Source organism: Psychrobacter sp. UBA6291 (assembly GCF_002439405.1).
GTDB classification, from domain to species: domain Bacteria; phylum Pseudomonadota; class Gammaproteobacteria; order Pseudomonadales; family Moraxellaceae; genus Psychrobacter; species Psychrobacter faecalis.
The window spans coordinates 23299-30943 of sequence record NZ_DJUD01000039.1 but is presented as its reverse complement, the minus strand read 5'-3'; the positions used below and the strand labels follow the sequence as shown (position 1 = coordinate 30943).

Annotated in this window: 7 protein-coding genes; 2 read left to right on the top strand and 5 right to left on the bottom strand. The window is 43.8% G+C overall.

The features are described from left to right. Positions 1 to 49: 49 nt before the first annotated feature. The 5 genes from B3R91_RS06425 to hppD form a co-directional block, all read right to left on the bottom strand. On the bottom strand, positions 50 to 748 hold the full coding sequence (locus tag B3R91_RS06425; RefSeq protein ID WP_144296435.1) for a hypothetical protein: 699 nt from the start codon (positions 746 to 748) through the stop codon (positions 50 to 52). A 180-nt stretch (positions 749 to 928) separates the two neighbouring features. After that, entirely contained in the window at positions 929 to 2353 is a 1425-nt protein-coding gene (nhaC, locus tag B3R91_RS06420; protein WP_068405572.1) for a Na+/H+ antiporter NhaC, read from the bottom strand. A gap of 93 nt (positions 2354 to 2446) precedes the next feature. Next, positions 2447 to 2791 carry a 4a-hydroxytetrahydrobiopterin dehydratase gene (locus tag B3R91_RS06415; RefSeq protein WP_068405575.1) on the bottom strand — a complete coding sequence of 115 codons (345 nt, stop codon included), beginning with the start codon at positions 2789 to 2791 and terminating at the stop codon, positions 2447 to 2449. A 135-nt stretch (positions 2792 to 2926) separates the two neighbouring features. Next, positions 2927 to 3865 (bottom strand): phenylalanine 4-monooxygenase, encoded by a 939-nt coding sequence (gene phhA / locus B3R91_RS06410; protein WP_286796902.1) that lies wholly within the window; start codon positions 3863 to 3865, stop codon positions 2927 to 2929. A gap of 164 nt (positions 3866 to 4029) precedes the next feature. After that, positions 4030 to 5142 carry a 4-hydroxyphenylpyruvate dioxygenase gene (gene hppD / locus B3R91_RS06405; protein ID WP_286796901.1) on the bottom strand — a complete coding sequence of 371 codons (1113 nt, stop codon included), beginning with the start codon at positions 5140 to 5142 and terminating at the stop codon, positions 4030 to 4032. 154 nt (positions 5143 to 5296) lie between these two features. Here hppD and B3R91_RS06400 point away from each other — a divergent pair, with 154 nt between their 5' ends. Both B3R91_RS06400 and B3R91_RS06395 read left to right on the top strand, forming a co-directional pair. After that, complete coding sequence (locus B3R91_RS06400; RefSeq protein WP_286796900.1) at positions 5297 to 6226, top strand: LysR family transcriptional regulator; 930 nt, start codon at positions 5297 to 5299, stop codon at positions 6224 to 6226. A 177-nt stretch (positions 6227 to 6403) separates the two neighbouring features. After that, positions 6404 to 7600 carry an aromatic amino acid transaminase gene (locus B3R91_RS06395; protein ID WP_286796899.1) on the top strand — a complete coding sequence of 399 codons (1197 nt, stop codon included), beginning with the start codon at positions 6404 to 6406 and terminating at the stop codon, positions 7598 to 7600. Positions 7601 to 7645 lie beyond the last annotated feature (45 nt).

Sequence of the window (7645 nt, the reverse complement as noted above, 5' to 3'; positions counted from 1 at the left end):
TGGGATGGTCGGATGCTTACGTGAATAACAGTGAATAGTGTATTCAATGCTACTCGGCTTCATCTAGCAGCTTATTGACCGCATCTGCCATGTCATCATCTATGATGTTACCTTCTAAATAATCGACTAGCTGATGAATAGTAGTCAGATCCATTTCTCGAATACCCAAACTTGCCAGTTGCTTATTAATAGACGCCAAGCTCTCAGTATCTTCAGGATTATCCAATAACTGCTCATCAAAGCTATCACTGACAAACCAATACATTTTTTCTAACACGCTCTCTCTTCTCGTCAAGGTAGAATAATTATCGCCATGGATAAACAAATTAAAATGATAAGGTATTTCCACCTCATTGATAAAAAAAGTACGCTTACACTCTAGGGTATAGGCTTGTACTTGTTTCTCTTCAGCGCCTTCTGCATCACTTATATCTTCTGCAATCTCTTCTTTTACCAAGCCTTCTAATATTTCGTAACGCCCAACTTTGACTTTGTGATTATAAATAATACAAGCGTCCGCAATCGCATCAAAAATCACCGCACTGACATCTAAGGTATGGTCGTCGATATCATAAAACGCTTTTAAAAAAGGTAAGAACTCTGTGAGCTTGTCTTCTGGCACTTCGGTCAGAAACTGCTGCTCGTAAATGGCAATCATATCTTCAGGTGAATAGGTATTGGCGGTATTGGTCTCATTTCTGCCCGTAGGTTGCAAGGGTATCAGGTTATATGGATTATTATGGGTCATGCAGGACTGCCTTTTTATTGAGGTAAACGAAAATCTATGTCCTCTATTATCTCTTATTCACCCACTTTTAGATATATGGTTTAGGCGTTCAAATTAACTAAAAAAAAACCACTCTAAGTTACTTAGAGTGGTTTTTATGCAACCAATACTATCTCAGTTTATTTTAAAAATGAATGTTCGCTAATTGGCCATTTGTACTTTTGGTTGCTTACGAATGCTAGAGCCATCTTTACAACTGATGGTGATACCTGTGAAGCCAAAGAGTATCGTAAGCAGCAGCGATAAATAACAGAAAAAGGCATAAGGCAAATATTCAAGTACCGGAACACCTAACGCTTGACTGATAAAAACACCGCACACGCTCCACGGTACTAATGGATTGATAACCGTGCCCGCGTCTTCGATAGTACGCGATAGGTTTTTGGGGTGTAAATTCAAACGCTCAAAGGTCGGACGAAACGCAGTTCCTGATAATAAGATACTCAAATATTGCTCACCGATCAGCACGTTGATGCTTAAAGCCGCCATTGCGGCGGCAAAGATAGCACGTCCTGAGCTTGTCAGCATATTACGAATACCTAACAATAACGCTGGTAAGATACCCAAAGCACGTAATAAACCACCCAAACTTAACGCCAATATCACGATAGTCTGAGTAAAGAACATACTTTGCATACCGCCACGTGAGATCATACCCGCCACTTCACCCAGCTCTAAATTTTCGGCGGGCGTATAACCAGCAAATAGATAACCGCCGAGCTGCCCAATACTTGGCGTGCTGTGCAGATAAGTAAGCACTAAAGCGGTCGCGATTGTACAAATGATGGTATAAATGGCATTGACTCGGCATAGTGCTAATACCACTAGCACGACAAATGGTAATACGGCATAACCATGGACTAAGCCGCTATCGACCAATTGTGATTGCAGTAAGGTCACTTGACCTAAATCACCCGTACCCGTCTGGCCAGAGAAATACCAAAATAGCCCAGCTGTAATGAGCCACGCCGGTACCGTGGTATACATCATATTGCGAATATGCTCGAACAAATCAATGCCGACGACAGAAGAGGCAAGCGTACAAGTATCTGACAACGGCGACATTTTATCGGCAAAAAAAGCACCTGAAACCACAGCACCAGCAGCAATAGCAACGTTGGCATCAAAGGCATTACTCATACCAATAAAGGCCACACCAAGTGTCGCGGCTGTGGTCAAACTACTGCCTAGAGCGACACCAATAATTGAGGTCAAAACAAAAGCCGAAATATAATAATACTGCGGTGAGATGAGATCAAAACCATAATACATAATGGTAGGAATAGCACCTGACATCATCAGCGCGGCGACCAGCAAACCAATAAAAAATAGTAAATAAATAGCACCAATACCACTGACAACGCCCGATGACATCTGCCCCTGCATCTTCTCAAAGCTTAGACCTTTATACATACCAAGGCCTAATAAAACAACGATTGCAAGCATCAATGACAGATGCGGTACCCAGCCAAAGCCGATCATGGTCACACCCATAATCGCGATGACAACGCTGGCAATAATAAAAGCTACCTTGGGAGATAGCTCGGTAAGTACTTGTGGAGGCATAACACATCCTTATGGTGCCATCATATATACTCTGGCGTTAGGGTTGGTTTTGGGTGGGACAAGTTTAATTAGTTGCAAAGATTATTGCCAGTCTCATGACTTACCCAGTAGGCTATCGGTCTTGGCTGCCATGATAAAATCGTTGCGATGCAGACCTTTAATGCTATGTGACCACCAAGTGACGGTGACCTTGCCCCACTCTACCAAAATACCCGGATGATGCCCTTCTGCTTCCGCAATGTCGGCAAGCTCATTGGCAAATGCCATCGCTGTGACAAAATTTTTGAATTTATACTGACGCTGTAATTGCTTAATGCCGTCGACTTCGATGAGCGACCAATCAGGAATTTGTTGTAATAGCTCGCGTGCTTCTGTGTCGTCGACGGTTGGAGCGCCGATACGGCAGGCTTCACAGCTGGCTTGTGATAATGTCGTCATGATAATGTCCTTTTAAGTTAACTATTATTTTTTTAATACCGTTAGGTTTAATACAGTTACGTCCGTGTTAATACTGTTTTTACAGCAGCACTTTTACCCCATCGTTATTTTAACGATGCTAAATTTTTTAATGTATTAAGAGTTTTTTGGTGCATAAGTTGGTTCAAACAAGCCAAGTGCCATTGCTTGTTTGACCTTGCCCATGATGTCGCTATCGACGATATCGAACAGCGCATCTAAATCATCAATGACATAATAAATCGGCTGAATATGGTCAATGCGATAAGGCGTACGCAGAACATCAAGCAAATCAAATGCGCGGTGTTCTGGCTGATTTTGAGGTTGCTGCTGATGGTTGGATTGTTGCAATGTATCGCTACCATTAAGCGTATAAATCGTTTCAGAAGGGGAGCTCAAGATACCGCCGCCATAGATACGGCGATTGTCAGGGTGACTACCTACCAAGCCAAACTCGATGGTAAACCAATAAAGCCGTGCCAAAAACCACCTTTCTTCTTTACTGGCATCAAGACCCAGCTTGCCATAGGTCTCATTAAAAGCGGCAAAAGCAGGATGGGTCAGCAGCGGACAATGGCCAACGATTTCATGAAAGACATCTGGCTCTTCGATATAATCCATGTCTTCAAAGCGGCGGATAAAGGTCGCTACGGGAAAGCGTTTATTTGCTAAGAGCTTAAAAAACTTACCAAAGCTGATAAGTGCAGGAACGGCAGCGGTTTGCCAGCCTGTGGTGGCTTGCAATATTTCGTCGATATCGTGGAGTTGCGGGATATGCATCGATGGCAGATTTAGCTTTTCTAAGCCTTCTAGATAGGCTGAGCAAGCTCGATTGGGTATTTGCTTGGCTTGACGTGTAAGCAGCGCCTGCCACATGGCATTTTCATCGTCACTATAGTGAATATGACCCTGACTGTCTGGCTGATGCGAGAGGTAAGGTTGCTTCTCAGCGGTTGAATCGCTATGGCTAGCATCATCAGCGCCGAGAGCATTTGAAGACACACTCTTGGCACTGTGGGATTTTTGAATAGTATTGTTAGCTTGTAGGCGTTCCATGCCTGTGTTCCTTTTATTAGCGTTAGTACAGTCGCTTGTCGTCAGTAAATCCTCAATTTAAGTATTTTGGATTTACCATCGCAAGCAGTACTTTGCTGATTAAGGACAAGACAAATTCCTTTTGTCCTGCCCATTTATTATACTTATAAGCGATTAAGCTAAAACTATGGCGTTGCCGTTTCTGGCTGACCAATCGCGCCGCGACGAACTTGGTCACGCTCGATGGATTCAAACAAGGCTTTAAAGTTACCTTCACCAAAGCCTTCTTCGTAATCGCCTTTACGCTGGATAAATTCGAAGAATACCGGGCTACCAAGGATGGTTTCAGAGAAAATCTGTAGCAATAAGCGTGGCGTACCGCCTTCTGTGGTACCGTCTAACAAGATGCCGCGCATTTGTAGTTCAGCGACATTCTCGCCGTGGTTTGGTAAGCGCTCATCTAGCATTTGGTAATAGGTTTCATTTGGCGCTGTCATCAGCGGGATACCCATGTCTCTTAATTTGTCGATGCTAGATAATAAGTCATCACTCAATAGCGCGATATGCTGGATACCTTCGCCATTAAATTGCATCAAGTACTCTTCAATTTGCCCACCGCCCTGCTCTGATTCTTCGTTTAATGGAATACGAATTTTGCCGTCAGGCGCGGTCATCGCTTTACTGGTCAGACCCGTATACTCACCGGTGATATCAAAATAACGGATTTCGCGGAAGTTAAAGATACGCTCGTAGAAGTCGGCCCAATATGCCATGCGACCACGGTAGACATTATGAGTTAAATGATCGATAACCTTGAAGCCAAAGCCTTTTGGATGCTTGTCGACGCTCGGTAGGTATTCAAAATCGATATCATAGATAGAATTGCCATCGCTAAAGCGGTCAATGAGATAAATAAGCGAGCCGCCGATACCCTTAATCGCTGGTAGGCGCAGCTCCATCACCCCTGTAGGCACATCTACTGGTTCAGCACCGTTTTCGATAGCAAGCTCATACGCTTGCTGCGCATTTTTTACTCGAAAGCCCATGCTACAAGCGCCCGCACCATGCTCACCTAAGAAATAGCTGCCATGGCTTTTTGGCTCACGGTTTAAAATAAGGTTAATATCGCCTTGGCGAAACAAGGCCACATCTTTTGAGCGGTGATTGGCAATATGAGTAAAGCCAAGGTTGCGAAATAGCGTTTCGACAAGCTCAGGCTCAGGTGAGACAAACTCAACGAAATCAAATCCTTGCAAGCCCATTGGGTTATCAAATAAATCTACCTTTAACTCTGACATTGTCATCATCCTTAATTTCAATTGGTGGTATACATCACTAAAAATTAGCAAAAAATAAGTTTTATCAATCATTCCTATTGACGAGTGATTTATATTAGATTAGCTTGATTTATAAGACTAATCGTATTTTTCGATTTATTTATCAGGTTTACTTATGAATATCAGTATTCGCCAATTGAGCGCTTTTATCAGCGTCGCCGACAATGGCAGTTTTACCCGCGCCAGCGAGCAGATACATTTGACCCAATCTGCCGTCAGTGGTTTGATTAAAGAATTAGAATCCAGCCTTGGTATCGTGCTATTTGACCGCACCACCCGCCAGCTGTCATTATCCGTCGTTGGTCATCATTTATTGCCGCAAGCGCGACGTATTTTAAATGAGATGCAGCTATTTGAAAATGAAGCCAGTAGCTTGACAAGTTTGGCGCAAGGACAAGTCAGACTTGCGGTGTCGCAATTTGCTGCCTCCTCCATGCCAGCCGTTATTGCTCAATTTGCTAAAGCATATCCAGATATCAGCGTGTCTTTACTTGATTGCTCAGCAGAAAATGTTTTAGAACATATTCAAAACATCGAGGTAGATTTGGGCGTCGGTACTGAGCGTGGCTTTACGGAGCCTGACGATGACATCAGCGCCGATTTATTATATCAGCTGCCGTTTTGTGTGGTAATGCCAGATAACCATGCGCTGGCGCAAAAATCAGAAGTCATTTGGCAGGATTTAGTAGACACGCCGCTTATTACCTTGCAAGGGCCATTTATCGAGCAAGTCACCACTGAGCTTGATGAGGAAATCGCCAGCCATATTCAGCAGGCGCGCTATAAAGTCAACTTTATGTCCACCGCCCTTGAGATGACCCGCCAAGGTTTTGGCATTACCTTGTGCTTGCCTTATATGCCAGAGGTGATAGATTGGGTAAGCGCCAATGGTTTGCAGATGCGCCCGTTGGCACAGCCGGTTAAAATGCGCCGATTCTTTATTTATCAACGCTCGTCACGCGCTTTATCGCCCGCCAGTATTGCTTTTAAGCAATTTTTGCAAACTTACTTTGCCAGCCACTTTGACGATTTACAGCGGTTTTAATGGCAATCAAAGCACTTATTATTTCAGTTTGGCAAAGGCTAAAATCTGTCCAAAAACTTGCTAATAAACAAAAAAATGCGTTAATTAATCAGTATCGCTGAATCTAACATTGAGTTAATCGCCAAACTGGTTTATGCTTTTTAACGCCTTAACTCATCTCCCTTGTAAGGAAATAAAATGTTTGAACGTATCGATTATTATGCCGGTGACCCGATTTTAGGATTGATGGACAAATTTGCCGCTGACACCAATCCAGATAAAGTCAATTTGGGTGTGGGCGTTTATTATGATGAGGATGGCAAATTGCCTGTCCTTGAGTGTGTCAAAACGGCTGAGCAGCGCATTGCTGACCCTATCTCTCCTCGTCCGTACTTGCCAATGGCAGGATTACCAGGACACCGTAAAGGTTGCCAGGAATTGCTGTTTGGTAAAAACGCGCAAATCTTACAAGACGGTTTGGTAGCAACCATCGCCACTATCGGTGGTTCTGGCGCATTAAAAGTCGGCGCAGAGTTTATCCATGAATGGTTCCCACAATCTAAATGTTACGTCAGTGACCCAACGTGGGGCAATCACATTGCTATCTTTGAAGGCTCTGACGTCGAGGTCGGTAAATATCCGTACTACGACAAAGCAACCAGCAGTGTTAAGTTTGATGAAATGATTGCATTTTTTGAAACTTTGAATAAAAACGATGTTGTCTTGCTGCACCCTTGCTGCCATAACCCAACCGGTATGGATTTGACTCGTGAACAGTGGGATACCGCGCTAACTGTTATTAAAGAGCGTGAATTGATTCCATTTATGGACATCGCTTATCAAGGCTTTGGCGAAGACATGGATAGCGACGCTTACGCGATTCGTAAAGCAGTCGAGATGGGTTTACCCGTATTTGTCAGTAACTCATTCTCTAAAAACTTATCGCTATACGGTGAGCGTGTCGGCGGTCTGTCGGTCGTGTGCCCAAGCACTGACGAAGCGGAGCGCGTTTTTGGTCAGCTAAATGCAACCGTGCGTCGCATCTACTCAAGCCCACCATCACATGGCGGCCGCGTGGTCGATATCGTCATGAACGACGAAGCGCTACATGAGCAATGGGTTGGCGAAGTTTATGCCATGCGTGACCGTATCAAAGCCATGCGCTTAAAGCTCAAATCGGTCTTAGAAGAAAAAGTCCCCGGCCGTGACTTCGATTATTTAACTGAGCAAAACGGCATGTTTAGCTTTACCGGTCTGACGCCTGAACAAGTTGAAAAACTCCAAAGCAAATATGGTATCTACATGGTTTCAAACTCACGTATGTGTGTGGCGGGCTTAAACAGCAGTAATATCGATTATGTTGCCAATGCCATGGCTGACGTTTTAAAAGACTAACTCTCTAGCGTAATTTAAAAAAAACATGTGATTAAAAAGGTTGAG